Here is a 15385-nt window from a genome sequence, read left to right on the forward strand (position 1 = left end):
GTTACTGGGCGCCCCCTTCGAGGTGCTCGACTTCGGCGATCACGTCTTCCACTTCGTCGTCCTCGACGCCGAGATAGGCGGCAATCACCCTCGGGTCGTTCTTGACGTGGTCAGGCGTGCCGTCGGAAATCTTCTGGCCATATTCGAGAACGATGACGTGGTCGGAGATCTCCATCACCACGGACATGTCATGCTCGATCAGCAGGATCGACGTCCCGGTTTCGGCGCGGATGGCACGCAGCAATGCGTTCAGCACCGCCGATTCCCGCGGGTTCAAGCCTGCTGCCGGTTCATCGAGGCAAAGCAGCTCCGGCTCTGTGCACATAGCACGGGCGATTTCCAGACGACGCTGGGCGCCATAGGGCAGATCGCCGGCAGGATCGTCGGCGCGTTCGATCAGATCGGCCTTCTCCAGCCAGAAGCGGGCCAGTTCGATCGCCTTCTTGGCTTCCCGGCTGTATCCGCCGATGCCGAGCAGGCCGAGGATCGTGTAGCCGGAAGCCTTCATCAGCTTGTTGTGCTGCGCCACCAGCAGGTTTTCCAGCACGGTCAGGCCGGAAAACAACCTGATATTCTGGAATGTGCGGGCGACCTTGGCTTCGCGGGTGATGCGGAAATCCGGCAACCGCTCGAGCTGGAAGGTCTTCCCGCTCTTCTGGTTCATGGTGATCATCCCCATCGTCGGCTTGTAGAAACCGGTGATGCAGTTGAACACGGTGGTCTTGCCTGCACCGTTGGGGCCGATCAGTGCTGTGATATTGCCGCGCTTGGCCTCGAAGGAGAAGTCGTTGATGGCCATCAGGCCGCCGAACTTCATCGACAGGTGCTCGACCTTGAGAAGCGTTTCGCTGGACAGGGTGTTCATCAGCCGTGTCCCTCCTTGGTAAAGCTGCCGGAAACTGACTTGCTTTCTTTCAGGAAGGCCGTCGGCGAGCGAGACCCGACAAAGCCGCGTGGCTTGAAGAGCATCACGATCACCATGGCCAGCCCGAACAGCAGCATGCGGTAGAGTTCAGGGGTGAAATCGGGACCGAAGATCGCTTTCAGGAAGTCGAGTTCGCGCAGGATTTCCGTGCCGCCGACCATGACGACGGCAGCGATGGCAATTCCGGTCAGCGATCCCATGCCGCCGAGGACGACGATGGCAAGGATGACGGCCGATTCCAGGAACACGAAGGATTCCGGCGAGACGAAGCCTTGGCGGGCGGCGAAGAAAGATCCGGCGAAGCCACCGAACATCGCGCCTGTTGCAAACGCCGTCAGCTTTGTCGTCACCGTGTTGATACCGAGCGAGCGGCAGGCGATTTCGTCTTCGCGCAAGGCTTCCCAGGCACGGCCGATCGGCATGCGACGCAGGCGGATGGTGACATAGGCGGTCAGCATGCAGAGCGCCAGGATCAGGTAGAACAGGAAGATCTTGTAATAGGCGGACGAAATCGGCAGGTCGAACATCTTGGCAAAACCGGTCGACGTCGCGTCGAACTTGATGCCGAACAGCGTCGCCTTCGGGATACCGGAGATACCGAACGTGCCCTTGGTAACCTCAGTCCAGTTGATCAGCACCAGGCGGATGATTTCACCGAAGGCAAGCGTGACGATCGCGAGGTAGTCGCCGCGCAAGCGCAGCACCGGGAAGCCGAGGATGACGCCCCACAAGGCAGCGAAGATACCAGACAGCGGCAGCAGCAGCCAGAATGACAGGCCGAAATGTGTCGAGAGAAGCGCGTAGGAATAGGCGCCAACGGCGTAGAAAGCCACGTAGCCAAGATCCAGCAGTCCGGCAAGGCCGACGACGATGTTGAGACCCCAGGCTAGCATGACGTAGATAAGGATCTGGATGCCGAAGTTATCGACGTAGAGCAGCGAGCCCTGCGCGCCCACGAGGCCGACGACGATCATCGGATAGAGGATCATCAGAACCAGGGCAGCCTTGAGAAAGTGCTTTTGAAGAAACGTCTTTTCAGTCGATATCGCGAGTTCGCCGGCGCGCGCCTTGCTGAGCTTGCGCTCGTCCAGGTGCGGGCGGAGAAAGACGATGACGGCAAAGCGGCCAACGGCGGCGATGGCGACGAATATCGCCAGCAAGCCCCAACGCTGGACGATGATCAGCTCGTTGTGGATGTTCTGGTCGGTTTTCAGGCCGATGTAGAGAACGAACATGCCGAACGAGATGAGGGCGGCAAAAAAGGCTTCGATGAGGCCTCTCCGGATCAGGCCCGAGGAGGTCTTGCCGGTATCGGTGGTCGCATTTGCCATGTTATTAAACCTTCTCGACTTCAGGCCGTCCGAGGATACCAGTCGGCTTGAAGATCAGCACGAAGGCCAGGATCGCAAAGGTTGCAACGTCTTTGTATGCGATGGTGAAGTAGGCAGACCATAGCGACTCGATGAGGCCGATGAGTACCCCGCCAAGCACCGCCCCCGGGAGGGAACCGATCCCGCCGAGAACCGCCGCGGTGAAAGCCTTGACGCCGGGGGTGAAGCCATCGGTGAAGGAGGCCACACCGTAATACATGAGGTACATGGTACCCGCGACGGCAGCGAGCGCTGCGCCCATGATGAAGGTGATGGAAATCGTCTGATCGACATTGATGCCAAGCAGTGCGGCCATCTTGCGGTCTTGTTCGGTGGCACGCTGGGCACGACCGAGCGCTGTGAACTTGACGATGTACCAGAACACAGCCAGCAACACCGCAGTGATGATCAGGATGATGATCTGCTTCAGCGATACGGAGATGCCGGCAATGGTGTAGACGTCACGCACAAGCGCGGGGATAGGCTTGTTGCGCGGGCCCTGGGCAACCTGGATGAAGTTCGACAGGGTGATGGACATTCCGATCGCGGTGATCAGCGGCGCCAGCCTGAACGATCCGCGCAATGGCCTGTAGGCAACGCGCTCGATGACCCAATTCCAGAGGCTGACGACCAGCATGGCGACGACCATCATGATCAGAAGGATAACGGCAACCGGCAACCCGATGAAGATCGATGTCAGCACCAGATAGACGATGAGAGCAGCAAACCCGCCCAGCATGAAGACGTCACCGTGGGCAAAATTGATCATGCCGACAATGCCGTAAACCATCGTATAGCCAATGGCGATGAGGCCATAGATGGACCCAAGAGTCAGCCCGTTAAGGAGCTGCTGGATAAAGTACTCCATATATCTCTTTCCCCTGGACGCGAATTTTTTTCGCGTCTCTTATTGGTTAACGTTTGCCTGCAAAAGAGGCATCCATTCCTCAAAATCCATAGCGCTTTCGGCGCGAATGTGAAGACAAAAATACAGTACGTTGATAAATTCTTTTCAGAAAATGAGGGATTGGCGCATTTTAATCCACAGGATGGTCAAAAAAAGCACGCTCCGGCTGAAAAATAACCACTGGTGCGCGTAAAAGCATTTTAGGCTGAAAATATTCAAACAGAAACGGGCCCCGCGAGGCCCGTTCGACAGCAAAGCTCAGTGACAATCAGGACCGCATGCGCGAGCCGTCGGCGTCGAACAGCGGCGCAGACTGAAGGCTCGCCGGCAGCAATTCGCCGAGCAATTCGATCGACCAACCCTCTGTCTCATCCGCGATTTCCTTCGGAACGTAGCCGAGCGCCACCGAGACACCGGAGCCATGGGCAAACCCGCCAGATGTCACCCAGCCCTTCACCTCTCCCTGGTAATAGATCGGCTCGTCGCCGATGACGTCAGCATCCCTAGCCGAAAGGATGAAGGTTTTCAGCCGCATAGAGCCGCCTTCCGCCTTTTCCCTGGCCGCCGCCTGCTTGCCAACGAAATCGGCGCCCTTCGACAGAGCCACGAATCGACCGAGGCCTGCCTCGTAAGGACCGTAAAGTGGCCGGTATTCGCGCGACCAGCTGCCATAGGATTTTTCGAGACGCAGCGCATTGAGGGCGCGAAGTCCAAACAACCCGATACCGTACTCTTTTCCCGCCTGCATGATGAGATCGAAGAGATAGTTCTGGTACTCCGGCTTCATCCACAGCTCATAGCCGAGATCGCCGGTATAGGAGACGCGACCGACGATGGCCGGCGCCATGCCGATATCCATTCGCCTGATTTCCATGAACGGGAACGCTGCGTCGGAGATGTCCTGATGAGTAAGCTTTTCCAGCAGCTTTCTGGCATTGGGTCCGGCAATCGACAGGCCGAGCAGCGACAGGCCGAGCGCCCTGAGTTCGACCGAGCCATCCTTCGGCAGATGATCCTCGAACCACCGCATGTGGTAGGATTCGGCGACGCCGGAGCCGACGAGCAGAAAATCTCCCTCCCCGAGTTTGGCGAGCGTGAAATCGCCGATGAGCTTGCCGTCGTCCTTCAGCATCGGCGCCAGCGTCATACGACCGGTGGCTGGCAGGCGGCAGGTCAGCAGGCCATCAAGCCAGGCCTGCGCACCCGCACCCTTGACGGTATATTTGGCAAAGCCGGATGTCTCCATCATGCCGACGCTCTCGCGCACCGCCTTGGCTTCGGCGCCGACCACGTCGAAATCGTTCGAACGCCGCCATGAGAACGCATCCTCCTCGCCTGCAGGCGCAAACCACAGGGCCTGCTCCAGTCCGTAGTAAGCGCCGAACACGCCGCCGGCAGCTTTCAGCTTGTCGTAGATCGGCGTCGTCAGCAGCGGCCGGCCGGCCGGCAATTCCTCATTCGGATAGCGGATGGAGAAGCGGCGCTGGTAGTTTTCGCGCACCTTGGCGTTGGTATAGGCAAGCGTCGCATAATCGCCGTAGCGAGAGACATCCATGGCGAAGACGTCAAAACCCGGGTCGCCGTAGATCATCCAGTTGGCAAGCGCCAGACCGACGCCGCCACCCTGGCTGAAGCCGGCCATGACAGCGCAGGCCGACCAGTAGTTGGTCATGCCGCGCACCGGACCGACCAGCGGATTGCCATCCGGCGAGAAGGTGAAGGGACCGTTGATGATCTTCTTGATGCCGGCATTGTTGAAGGCCGGGAAATGCCGGAAGCCGACTTCGAGCTCGGGTGTGATCCGCTCGATGTCCTCGGCCAGCAGCTCATGGCCGAAATCCCAAGGCGTATTCAGCGGCGACCACGGGCGACAGGCCTTTTCATAGGTGCCCATCAGCATGCCCTGCCGCTCCTGGCGGAGATAGATCTCGCCATCGAAATCGACGCAGTGCATCAGCTCCTTGCCGGTCGCGGCATTGAAGTCGGTGACTTCCTTCATGTCCTCGGTGATGAGGTACATGTGCTCCATGGCGAGAACCGGCAGCTCGATGCCGACCATGCGGCCGACTTCACGAGCCCAGAGGCCACCGCAGTTGACGACATGCTCGGCGATGATCTCGCCCTGGTTTGTGATCACCCGCCAGCAGCCGTCCTCGCGCTGAACGAGATCCTCGACCTTGGTGTGGAGGTAGATGTCTGCGCCGTTCTTCTTGGCGGACTTGGCATAGGCATGCGTCGTGCCGTAGGGGTCGAGATGACCTTCGACAGGATCGTAGAGCGCACCGACGAACTGGTCGGGGTCGAGAAGCGGCATCATCTCGTGCGCCTCTTTCGGCGACAGCAGCGTCGCCTCGAGCCCGTTGTAGCGACCCTTGGCAAGGATGGACTTCAGCCAGTCGAACCGCTGCGGCGTTGCGGCCAGCATCAGGCCGGAGGTCATGTGCAGGCCGATATCCTGGCCGGAATACTCCTGGATTTCCTTGTAGAGTTCGACCGTGTATTTCTGCAACTTGGCGACATTCGGATCGCCGTTGATCGTGTGCATGCCGCCGGCCGCATGCCAGGTCGAGCCGGATGTCAGCTCCGAGCGCTCCAGCAGAACCACGTCGGTCCAGCCGAATTTCGTCAGATGGTAGAGGACCGAGCATCCGACGACACCGCCGCCGATGACGACGACCTTCGTATGGCTTTTCATGGATAATCTCCGGTTGCATGCGCTGGCTGGCAGCGCAATCGAAACAGTCTGGAATGGGTTGGCGTTCGATGCCGGCGAAAGGCCGTTCGGCAAGACAATCCCCGCCGAAAAACTCCCTTCGATCCGTCGAATTGAGGATCAGCCTAGAGGCAAATTTCAGGCCACATAGCCCGAACTGCGAAGCCGATACTCCCATTTGCGACATGGAGATTGTCCTCATCGCGCCATAATCCTAGTCTGCGAAACCAGCCGTCAGGTTGAATTCGCGACCCATCTCCAGCACCTCGTCAAACACCGTTCCCGCGAAGGAGCGCATCACGGCAATCTCGAACGTATCGGGCCCGGTCCGGGCCACATTGGCGCTGACATGGCAGCAGAGCATGGTGCCCGACTGTCCCTCGGCAAAGACGTCGCGGTGCAGATCGACCGGCACGCACTTGGCAAGGATAGCGCGGACATTCGGCCCGGAGAGACGTAGCAGCGTCCGTCCGTCGCTCTGCTCGAAAAAAGACAGCCGTGCCGCGTCGAGCATGGAAAGATCCCGCGCCAGGCTTTCGGCCCCCAGCGTCTCGGAAATCACCAGCCATTCGCCGGGTCCGACGCTGCGCACCGACACATCCTGCATTGCCCCCAGCGCCGCAAGCGCCCAGGCTTCATGACCCGCGTGCGCGAGAACGGAAAAAATGGCGGCGTGGCGGATGATCGACAGGTGATCGGCGCTTGGCTGCGAATGGAAGCCGGCGATCCGCTCTTCCAGGATATGGCGGTTGGTGAATGCGACGCTCATGGCCCGCTCCTCAAACATGCAGTTTCTGGGCGTCCGGATCGACGAATACCGGACTGCAGACCTCGGCCAGGAACTCCTCTCCGCGCAGCCGATCCCACACCAGCACCTTTTCGCCAATCCGCTCGCGCCCTGATTTGAGCATGGCAAGCGCGATGGAATGACCGAGCACCGGTGAGAAGCAGGCAGATGAGACATGCCCCTGGTCGTGGGCTGTCGACGGCGCAGCGCCTTCTTTGAGGATATGCGCGCCCGCCTTGATTTCCTTGTCATGGTCGACCGGCTTCAGGCCAACGAGCTGCCCACGGTCCGCTGCCGTCAGCCCGAAGCGGGTCGACAGTCGCTTGCCGATGAAATCTGCCTTCTGCGTCGACAGCATCCGCCCGAGACCGACGTCGTCCGGCGTGGTGCGACCATCGAGTTCGTTATGGGTGACGTGCCCCTTCTCGATGCGAAGCACATTCAGGGCCTCGACGCCGTAAGCGCAGATGTCGTGTGCCTTGCCCGCTTCCATCACCGCATCCGCCACCGCCTCACCGAAACCTGCCGGCACAGCCAGTTCGAAGGCGAGTTCGCCGGAAAACGAAATCCGGAACAGCCGCCCCTTCAGTCCGCCCTTGAGCGTCACGCTGGCCGCGGCCAGGAACGGAAATGCCTCATTGGAAATATCGTCGTCGATCAATTTCTCCAGCACCAGTCGCGCCTTCGGGCCGGCAACCGACATCTGCGCCCACTGGTCCGATGACGACACGAAGCGCACGTCGAGATCGGGCCAGAGAACCTGCGCGCAGAATTCCATATGGCTCATGACTTCGCCCGCATAGGCGGTCGTCGTCGTCACGAAGAAATGGTTTTCAGCGAGCCGGCTCGTCGTGCCGTCGTCGTAGACGAAACCGTCTTCGCGCAGCATCAGCCCATAGCGCGCCTTGCCGACCGGGAGCTTGAGGAAGGCGTTGCTGTAGATCCGGTTCAGGAACTCGGCGGCATCCTTGCCGAACACCTCGATCTTGCCGAGTGTCGAGACATCGCAGATGCCGACATTGGCGCGGACGTTGAGCACTTCGCGGTCGACGCTTTCGCGCCAGGTCTTTTCGTCGCCCCTCGGAAACCACGAGGAGCGGTACCAGGCACCGGCCTCGACAAAGATTGCGCCGTTCTTCTTCGCCCAGCCGTGCAGCGGCGATTGCCGCACGGGCCGCGCATGCTTTCCACGCGCCGTCCCCGCCATCGCACCGAAGGAGACCGGCGTGTAGAAAGGCCGGAATGTCGTCGTGCCAACCGCTGCCGGGCTGACGCCGCGCATGCCGGCGATGATGCCGACCGCGTTGACGTTGCCGAGCTTGCCCTGATCGGTCGCCATGCCGTTGGTGGTGTAGCGCTTGGCATGCTCGACATGGCCGAAACCTTCGCGCAGTGCGAGGCCCATATCCTTGGCATGGACATCGTTCTGGAAGTCGATGAAAGCCTTGTCCCGGGCGCCGGGCACGTGCCAGGCGGCAGCGAAGGACGGATCGTACTCGCCCTCAACCTCGGGCAAGTCATGGCCCTGAACACTGAAGCCCAGGCTCTCTATGACGGCGGCAGCCTTCGCCGCACCGTCGGAGAGGCAACCAGCGACGCTGTCGATACCGCCGGCAGCTCCGGCCACCACTAGCCCGCCTGTATCCTCCGGCGCCATGAACGCCTGCCGTTCGTCCGACCAGACGGGCTTGGCGCCGCGCTGGCAGGCGAGATGGATGATCGGCGACCAGCCGCCGGACATTGCCAGCGCATCGCAACCGATGAACTCGTCCAGTCCGCCACGATCGGCAAGCAGACCCTCGATCCGGTATTTGCCCTTGGTGGCAACGACCGTGCCGCCATGGATAACGCGCACGCCATTCGGCGCGACATCCGATGTCCCCGGGCGGGTGTCAATGATCGCGGCGATCTCGACGCCTGCGGCGATCAGGTCGTGCGCCGTGCGATAGCCGGAGCCACCATTGGTGAACACAGCAACCTTCTGGCCGATGGCAACACCGTAGCGGTTGAGATAACTACGCGCGGCCCCAGCCATCATCACCCCCGGCCGGTCGTTGCCGCCGAAAACCAGCGGCCGCTCCTCGGCCCCAGTAGCGACGATGGCCCGCTTGGCAATGATCCGCCACAGCCGCTCCACCGGCAGATCCGCCGACGGCATGGCGATATGCTTCTGCACCTTCTCGACTGCGCCGAAAACATTGTCGTCGTACCAGCCGAAAACCGTCGTGCGCGGCATCAGCGTGACGTTGGGGAAGCCGGCGAGTTCGTCGAGCACGGTTCTCGCAAAAGCATCGGCGCTCACGCCGCCGATGGCGAGCCTTTCCGACAGCAGCGAGCCCCCGAGACGAAAGCCTTCGTCGGCGAGGATGACGCGCAGTCCGGCGCGCGCCGCAGTACGGGCCGCCATCAGCCCAGTAGGTCCGGCGCCAACCACCAGCAGGTCGCAATGGGCCCAGGATTTTTCATATCGATCGGGATCGGCCTGCATCACAGCGCGACCGAGGCCTGCGGCCTTGCGGATGATCGGCTCGTAGACCTTTTCCCAGAAGGCCGCCGGCCACATGAAGGTCTTGTAGTAGAAACCAGCCCCGAGGAACGGCGACAGCAGGCTGTTGAGCGAGCCGATATCGTGCTTCAGCGACGGCCAGCGGTTCTGGCTGACCGCATCGAGCCCCTGGTAGAGTTCGGCAACGGTAGCGCGCGTATTGGGCTCGGTGCGCCCACCCTTGCCAATGGTCACCAGCGCGTTCGGCTCGGCGGATCCCGCTGTGACGATGCCGCGCGGACGATGATATTTGAAACTGCGGCCGACCAGCATCTGGTCGTTGGCCAGCAGTGCCGAGGCGAGCGTATCGCCACCCAGCCCCTGCAGGCGCTTGCCGTCGAAGGTGAACCCGAGGGAGGTGCCGCGATCGACAAGACCGCCGGTGGAAACGCGATAGGCCGTCATTCCACGCCCTCCCGCACAGCATCGGCGACATCTGTCACGGAAAACACCTCGTGCGTGACGTTGCTGCGCTCGACGACCAGCCAGCGGCGGCAGCCGGAGGCGTGGTGCCAGTGTTCGCGGTAGCGACCGCGGGGATTGTCGCGGATATAGACGTAGCGGTTCCACGCGTCGTCGGATGCCGTGGGTGACGGGCGCGATACCGAAGCATCGCCGCGGATCGCGAATTCTTCCTTCGGGCGGATGCCGCAATGCGGGCAGTGTATCAAGCTTGCCATTATCTCATGCCCTCAATGCAGGTTCGGCTGCGGGCCCTTGCCGCCTTCGTCGATCTCGAAGCCATGGGCGAAGCGGTCGAGCCGCAAAAACCGGCTGACGTCGTGGGTCTCGTTCCGGGCGATCAGATGTGCAAAGCAAAAGCCGGAAGCTGGCGTCGCCTTGAAGCCGCCGTAGCACCAGCCGCAGTTCAGATAGAGATTGTCGATAGGCGTCCGGTCGATGATCGGCGAACCGTCCATGCTCATGTCCATGATGCCGCCCCAGGCGCGCAGCACCCGCACGCGCGACAGTCCGGGGATAAGCGACACCCCCTCCTCCAGCGTATGCTCGACCGTCGCAAGGTTGCCGCGCTGGGCATAGGAACTGTAGCCGTCGATATCGGCGCCGAACACCAGCCCGCCCTTGTCCGACTGCGAGATATAGAAGTGGCCCGCACCATAGGTGATGACATTGTCGATCACCGGCTTCAGCCCCTCGGTCACGAAAGCCTGCAGCACATGGCTTTCGATCGGCAGGTCGAGATCGGCCATGCGACCGAGCGTCGAGGTATTGCCAGCAGCAGCCAGTGCCAGCTTGTTGCAGCCGATGAAGCCGCGCGTCGTTTCGACCCCGGTGACCTGACCGTTTTCCCGCCGGATGCCGGTCACTTCGCATTGCTGGATCAGATCGACGCCGCGCGTATCGGCGCCGCGCGCATAGCCCCAGGCAACCGCGTCATGGCGGGCCGTTCCGCCACGCTTCTGCAGCAGACCGCCGAGGATGGGGAACCGGGCCTGGTCGTAGTTCAGGTATGGCATCATCTTGCGGACTTGCTCGCGGTCGAGCAAGTCGGCATCGACACCGTGCATCCGCATCGCATTGCCGCGCCGCGCATAGGCGTCGCGCTGGCCGTCGGAATGAAACAGGTTGACGATGCCGCGCTGGGAGACCATTGCATTGTAGTTAAAGTCCTGCTCCAGACCTTCCCACAGCTTCATGGACAGCTCATAAAACGGCTCGTTGCCAGGCAGCAGGTAGTTCGAACGGATGATGGTCGTGTTGCGACCGACATTGCCGGAGCCGATATAGCTCTTCTCCAGCACGGCGACATTGGTGATGCCATGCTCCTTTGCGAGATAATAGGCCGTCGCCAGCCCGTGCCCGCCGCCGCCGACGATGATTACGTCGTAGTGCGGCTTAGGCTCCGGCGTCCGCCAGACCGGCTTCCAGTCACGGTTGCCGGTAAATGCCTGCTTCAAGATGTTGAGTGCTGAATAACGCATGCGATGTCCCAAACTCGATCCCGTCAGACATTCGCACATGCAGCAAAAACAACAAGCCTCCGAAGGACCTAAAATTCGCTGATAAGGACATGATCCCTTTTCTGACCTCAGAGGCGCTTGGACAATACCTTGGGGTCCATCCATACTGCATTCGGTTCAGATTATGGCAAGAAACTGCATCCATCAGAGATTAGCCTGTCTCATTGCAGGACACGCTTCACCAAGAAAAGCGGAGGACATTCCTGAAGCTCGACAAAGCGGCCAACCGCCTTGCACAACGCGCGTGAGAACGTGCGGCTGAGAACGCTTGCGGCCCTAATCGTGCGCTTATTTTCGTCGACTGAAAGAATAAAAGACATTTGATTGAATTGCCTGATTTGCTCTGCAATATGTAGGCTACGAATAAGGGGAACTGAGGATGGCGGACCCGAATGAAGTTGTTAATGCAGCAGTAGCTGCCGCGAATGCAGCGGCATTTGTGGTTCCAAAAACTGTTGAACAGATCGACAAATTCGGTGCTGACGTTGTTAAGACCGTTCGCCTTCTCACGTTCCCCTTCCAGTTCACTGGAGCGCTACAGGCTCGGTTGGAGAGTTACATCGAGCGGGCGATACGCCAGGTTCCAGAAGAGCGGCGCATCGAACCGGTAGAATCCATAGCATATCCCATCGTGGAAAAGCTTCGATTTCAGACCGAGCATGATCCAATCACGAAACTGTATATTCAGCTACTTTCCAGGGCTATGGACCGAGAGCGGGTTGGAGATGCCCATCCTGCATTTTTCAGCATCATCACGCAGATGGCTCCTGATGAGTTGATATTCCTTCAGGATTTCGCCAGCCGAGACGAGACGCTTATAATGTCGCCCACTGGCCAGAAGATCTACCCCGACCCGGCACGGAGACGGGCAAGGCTGGATAGAAGCGAGATATCAGCGGACATTAGGCGGGAAGTGGAGGATCGCACATTCAGCTACGAGGCTCTAAGCCAGCCAGAGATGTTCCCAGTCTATCAGGAGCATCTGCAGCACCTCGGACTGATTGAATATTGTGGCAATAGTGCATATCACCCGCCGCTCGAATTAAAGCAGAGCGACTACTACGAGTTGTCGGTGTTCCTGATGAAGATCACCCACTTTGGCGGCATGTTTCTAAGGGCCTGCACCAATGGAAACTCCAGTTCCGCTGCCAGCACCGACACATCCAATGGCCCGAATTCTTAAGTGGAATTCTCAGCAAGCATTTGCGTCATTAAGGAACCTTTTCAGGGTTTCGTGCGGTCACCCCCACATTTGCCGAACCGAAGATTAATCATGCGCCACAAAATAGAAAACGCATTCATAGAATTCCTAGCCGTGGAAAATCAGCATTATGACGCGAATTTCACATTACCGCTTACCAATCCCCGGTGCCTTGAAGTAAACGACGGATCTCTGAAATTGGTATCGTGTCATGAATACTGTCGTACCCGGCAATAAGGCGAGCAATCGGAGCTTCCCGATACTCATGTATCATCACATCGCCGATGCTCCGCCGCGCGGGGTGGGGTCGCGATATATGTTCGTCAGCAAGCGGCGTTTTCGAAGCCAGATGCAGGCCTTGAAACTGCTTGGCTATACCGGCTGCTCGATGGCGGAACTGGGCCTCTACATGTCGGGCGAGAAGAAGGGCAAGGCGGTCGGCATCACCTTCGACGACGGCTACCGCAACGTTCATCACAATGCCCTGCCGGTTCTGGCCGAGTTCGGGTTCACCTCCACCACCTATTTCGTCAGCCGCCAGGTCGGCGGCTACAACAAGTGGGACGAAGGGAGGATGCCAGTCGACCCTTGCATGACAAAAGAAGAACTCCGGGAATGGATGGCTGGCGGCCAGGAGGTGGGTGCCCATACCCTCGATCACGCCCGTCTGGGCCTGCTCGGCGAGGCCGAGGCACGCGAGCAGATGGCAGGCAGCAAGGCCGAACTCGAGGATATCAGCGGCAGCGCGGTAACGGCTTTCAGCTACCCGTTCGGAAGCCATAATGATCTCGTCGTGGCAATCGCCCGAGACAGCGGCTTCCTGACGGCAACGACCACCATCAAAGGCAAGGCAAACGCCAGCCTTGACCAGATGCGCCTGCCACGCGTCACGGTGCGCCGAAAGGATATCGTTCCTAAATTTCTCTGGAGCCGGATTCTGTAACGAGCCGGATTTCAGTCGCTTCATTCGCCTCGGGCGCTGTGTCAGTCCAATAGGACTGGCCCGCAACCACCTGCTTGACGATATTGCGCTCTTTCCTCCAACTCCGGCCGATATCCTCGATGTAATAAGCATCGATCTCGCCGACGATCAGGTTCCGATATTGCGCTGCATAGCGCTCCAGCGGGCGGTTGACCCCTCGGCAAAATTGCTTTTCCGGATCGAGAGCGAAATCCATCAGTTCGGCAGACCGGTGAGCGAAGGATCCCCTGAGAAAGGATGGCCCCGTCAGAAATGTCGGCTTCTTCTGGCCGATGGAGCATTTTATGCCAATCAGCCGGAAGTGCTTCAGGGCGTAGCAGAATGACCCATTTTTACGGACATCCCATCGCTTGTTGGCGTGATTGAAGCTGATCTGGCCGATCCATGGGTAGTCTACGAAGGCATGCAGGTGATCCGGGCGAACAGGGCGATTGAGAAGCCAGTCGTCTTCCAGATGGAGGATGACGTCGGTTGAACTGGCCAGCCAGTTACTGGCGACAGCCTTCGCGAAATTCGGCCGCTCGGGAAGAGAGATCAAGGCATTCGGGTCATACTGGCGAATGATGGCTATGCATCTATCTTGATCCGCCTCGCTCCCGAACAGCGGATCGATATTTGCAATGATCCTGCGTATCCTGAAGGCACTGAACAGATTTGCGTGGAAAGACCGAAGTGTCCGCTCCAGCAAATCGGGGCGACGCGTTGCAACAATACAGACGTCGATCCACTTCAATTCTGCTGGCATAACAGAAGTATTGTACTCTTCCTGCTGATACATTTTCGCATTTCTCGTAGAGCAAAATAAAATTTTCTTATTCTATCGATCGCATAGATCGAATGGACCTTCAGAAGTGCGGTGAAAAACTTTTATGTTTTAAAATTTAAAATCATAGAAATCAAATGATACTCTCAAGTTTATTTATATATTCGCGAATTTTTTCTGTCATTTTTTTGTAAAAAATCTAAAATTAAGTTTCACCTCATAAAGTAAAAACAATAAGGTATTTTTCGATAGTGAAGCGAAGCTGATTTTTACTAATATTTTTGGCAACAGGATCTCACTCGCCCATGGCGAGTTGAGGCTGCCGCTGCCCAAGCACTCCCTTGGCACCGAGACGAAGGATGGCGTAAAAGAGGAGCATGCTTGCAGTATTTGAAAAAGCCGCGTTGGAAGCGGGTCAAGCCATTCTGGCCGTCTACCGCTCCGGACATGCGGTGACCCGGAAACTCGACCTGTCGCCCGTAACTGTTGCGGATGAGAGGGCGGAGGTGATCATCCTTGCCCATCTTGCGGCGGCTTTTCCGGACATTCCCGTCATCGCGGAAGAGGCAGTGGCCGCCGGCTACAGTCCGGCAACCGGCACGACGCCGTTCTTCCTTGTCGATCCGCTCGACGGCACACGTGAATTCATCGAGCATCGCGACGAATTTACCGTCAACATAGCCTATATCGTTGACGGCAAGCCTGTTGCCGGAATCGTCTATGCCCCTGCCCTCGGCGTCGCCTTCACAGGCGAGGACGGCGTGGCTGAAAAGCTGGTGGTGGATGCCGACTTCAGGATCGCCAGCCGCACGCCGATCACCGCGCGCCAGGCTGGTAAAACGCTGACGGGGCTCGCCAGCCGCTGCAACGGCAACGACCGAACAGACGGTTTTCTCTCCGACAACGCCGTCAGTGCTTGCACGATGATCGGCTCATCGCTGAAATTCTGCCTGCTCGCCGAAGGCAAGGCGGACGTTTATCCGCGTTTCGCAAGGACGATGGAATGGGACACGGCCGCCGGCGATGCCGTGCTTCGCGCAGCAGGCGGAACGACAGTCACCCTCGATGGCAAACCGCTCGGCTACGGCAAGCGAAACCAGCCGACCGACAGCGACTTCGCCAACCCCGACTTCATCTCATGGGGTGCACGGAATGCAGTTTCGGGGGGATAAACCGTCTGGAAAATCCAGCAAAAACAATGCCGACTAGC

The 15385-nt window shown here is 59.1% G+C and carries 12 protein-coding genes; 3 read left to right on the forward strand and 9 right to left on the reverse strand.

Annotated elements, in window-relative coordinates; translation table 11 throughout:
- Position 1: 1 nt before the first annotated feature.
- The 8 genes from J5289_RS15070 to J5289_RS15105 all read right to left on the reverse strand — a co-directional run bounded on the left by J5289_RS15070 (position 2) and on the right by J5289_RS15105 (position 11190).
- Complete coding sequence (locus J5289_RS15070; RefSeq protein WP_142823509.1) at positions 2-865, reverse strand: ABC transporter ATP-binding protein; 864 nt, start codon at positions 863-865, stop codon at positions 2-4.
- The gene (gene livM, locus J5289_RS15075; protein WP_142823510.1) at positions 865-2256 is read right to left on the reverse strand and encodes a high-affinity branched-chain amino acid ABC transporter permease LivM; all 1392 of its coding nucleotides are present in this window, start codon (positions 2254-2256) and stop codon (positions 865-867) included. Before livM ends, J5289_RS15070 begins: the two co-directional genes overlap by 1 nt.
- 4 nt (positions 2257-2260) lie before the next feature.
- A complete protein-coding gene (locus J5289_RS15080) occupies positions 2261-3163 on the reverse strand; it encodes a branched-chain amino acid ABC transporter permease (RefSeq protein WP_142823511.1) in 903 nt (300 codons plus the stop codon).
- Positions 3164-3470: 307 nt separating this feature from the next.
- Positions 3471-5897, reverse strand: a complete 2427-nt coding sequence (locus J5289_RS15085; RefSeq protein WP_209206488.1) for an FAD-dependent oxidoreductase — start codon at positions 5895-5897, stop codon at positions 3471-3473.
- A 232-nt stretch (positions 5898-6129) separates the two neighbouring features.
- The gene (locus J5289_RS15090; protein WP_209184469.1) at positions 6130-6684 is read right to left on the reverse strand and encodes a sarcosine oxidase subunit gamma; all 555 of its coding nucleotides are present in this window, start codon (positions 6682-6684) and stop codon (positions 6130-6132) included.
- A 10-nt stretch (positions 6685-6694) separates the two neighbouring features.
- Positions 6695-9652, reverse strand: a complete 2958-nt coding sequence (locus J5289_RS15095; protein ID WP_209184470.1) for a sarcosine oxidase subunit alpha family protein — start codon at positions 9650-9652, stop codon at positions 6695-6697.
- Positions 9649-9927 (reverse strand): sarcosine oxidase subunit delta, encoded by a 279-nt coding sequence (locus J5289_RS15100; RefSeq protein ID WP_209184471.1) that lies wholly within the window; start codon positions 9925-9927, stop codon positions 9649-9651. Before J5289_RS15100 ends, J5289_RS15095 begins: the two co-directional genes overlap by 4 nt.
- A 12-nt stretch (positions 9928-9939) precedes the next feature.
- A complete protein-coding gene (locus J5289_RS15105) occupies positions 9940-11190 on the reverse strand; it encodes a sarcosine oxidase subunit beta family protein (RefSeq protein WP_209184472.1) in 1251 nt (416 codons plus the stop codon).
- Positions 11191-11608: 418 nt separating this feature from the next.
- Here J5289_RS15105 and J5289_RS15110 point away from each other — a divergent pair, with 418 nt between their 5' ends.
- Both J5289_RS15110 and J5289_RS15115 read left to right on the forward strand, forming a co-directional pair.
- Entirely contained in the window at positions 11609-12412 is an 804-nt protein-coding gene (locus J5289_RS15110; protein ID WP_209184473.1) for an Abi-alpha family protein, read from the forward strand.
- A gap of 229 nt (positions 12413-12641) precedes the next feature.
- The gene (locus J5289_RS15115) at positions 12642-13373 is read left to right on the forward strand and encodes a polysaccharide deacetylase family protein (protein ID WP_247749776.1); all 732 of its coding nucleotides are present in this window, start codon (positions 12642-12644) and stop codon (positions 13371-13373) included.
- On the opposite strand, the gene J5289_RS15120 is transcribed toward J5289_RS15115, so the two are convergent.
- Positions 13345-14190, reverse strand: a complete 846-nt coding sequence (locus tag J5289_RS15120) for a glycosyltransferase family 2 protein (RefSeq protein ID WP_209184474.1) — start codon at positions 14188-14190, stop codon at positions 13345-13347. The genes J5289_RS15115 and J5289_RS15120 overlap by 29 nt on opposite strands.
- Before the next feature lie 362 nt (positions 14191-14552).
- On the opposite strand from J5289_RS15120, the gene cysQ reads away from it, so the two are divergent.
- Positions 14553-15347 (forward strand): 3'(2'),5'-bisphosphate nucleotidase CysQ, encoded by a 795-nt coding sequence (gene cysQ / locus J5289_RS15125; RefSeq protein WP_209184475.1) that lies wholly within the window; start codon positions 14553-14555, stop codon positions 15345-15347.
- Positions 15348-15385: the final 38 nt, after the last annotated feature.

The sequence above is a fragment of the Rhizobium sp. B230/85 genome, assembly GCF_019355735.1.
GTDB classification, from domain to species: domain Bacteria; phylum Pseudomonadota; class Alphaproteobacteria; order Rhizobiales; family Rhizobiaceae; genus Rhizobium; species Rhizobium rhododendri.

What these genes read in the sequence shown, in the direction of transcription:
- J5289_RS15070 (WP_142823509.1), bottom strand. Translation starts at nt 865, where the DNA reads ATGAACACCCTGTCCAGCGAAACGCTTCTCAAGGTCGAGCACCTGTCG.
- livM (WP_142823510.1), bottom strand. Translation starts at nt 2,256, where the DNA reads ATGGCAAATGCGACCACCGATACCGGCAAGACCTCCTCGGGCCTGATC.
- J5289_RS15080 (WP_142823511.1), bottom strand. Translation starts at nt 3,163, where the DNA reads ATGGAGTACTTTATCCAGCAGCTCCTTAACGGGCTGACTCTTGGGTCC.
- J5289_RS15085 (WP_209206488.1), bottom strand. Translation starts at nt 5,897, where the DNA reads ATGAAAAGCCATACGAAGGTCGTCGTCATCGGCGGCGGTGTCGTCGGA.
- J5289_RS15090 (WP_209184469.1), bottom strand. Translation starts at nt 6,684, where the DNA reads ATGAGCGTCGCATTCACCAACCGCCATATCCTGGAAGAGCGGATCGCC.
- J5289_RS15095 (WP_209184470.1), bottom strand. Translation starts at nt 9,652, where the DNA reads ATGACGGCCTATCGCGTTTCCACCGGCGGTCTTGTCGATCGCGGCACC.
- J5289_RS15100 (WP_209184471.1), bottom strand. Translation starts at nt 9,927, where the DNA reads ATGGCAAGCTTGATACACTGCCCGCATTGCGGCATCCGCCCGAAGGAA.
- J5289_RS15105 (WP_209184472.1), bottom strand. Translation starts at nt 11,190, where the DNA reads ATGCGTTATTCAGCACTCAACATCTTGAAGCAGGCATTTACCGGCAAC.
- J5289_RS15110 (WP_209184473.1), top strand. Translation starts at nt 11,609, where the DNA reads ATGGCGGACCCGAATGAAGTTGTTAATGCAGCAGTAGCTGCCGCGAAT.
- J5289_RS15115 (WP_247749776.1), top strand. Translation starts at nt 12,642, where the DNA reads ATGAATACTGTCGTACCCGGCAATAAGGCGAGCAATCGGAGCTTCCCG.
- J5289_RS15120 (WP_209184474.1), bottom strand. Translation starts at nt 14,190, where the DNA reads ATGTATCAGCAGGAAGAGTACAATACTTCTGTTATGCCAGCAGAATTG.
- cysQ (WP_209184475.1), top strand. Translation starts at nt 14,553, where the DNA reads ATGCTTGCAGTATTTGAAAAAGCCGCGTTGGAAGCGGGTCAAGCCATT.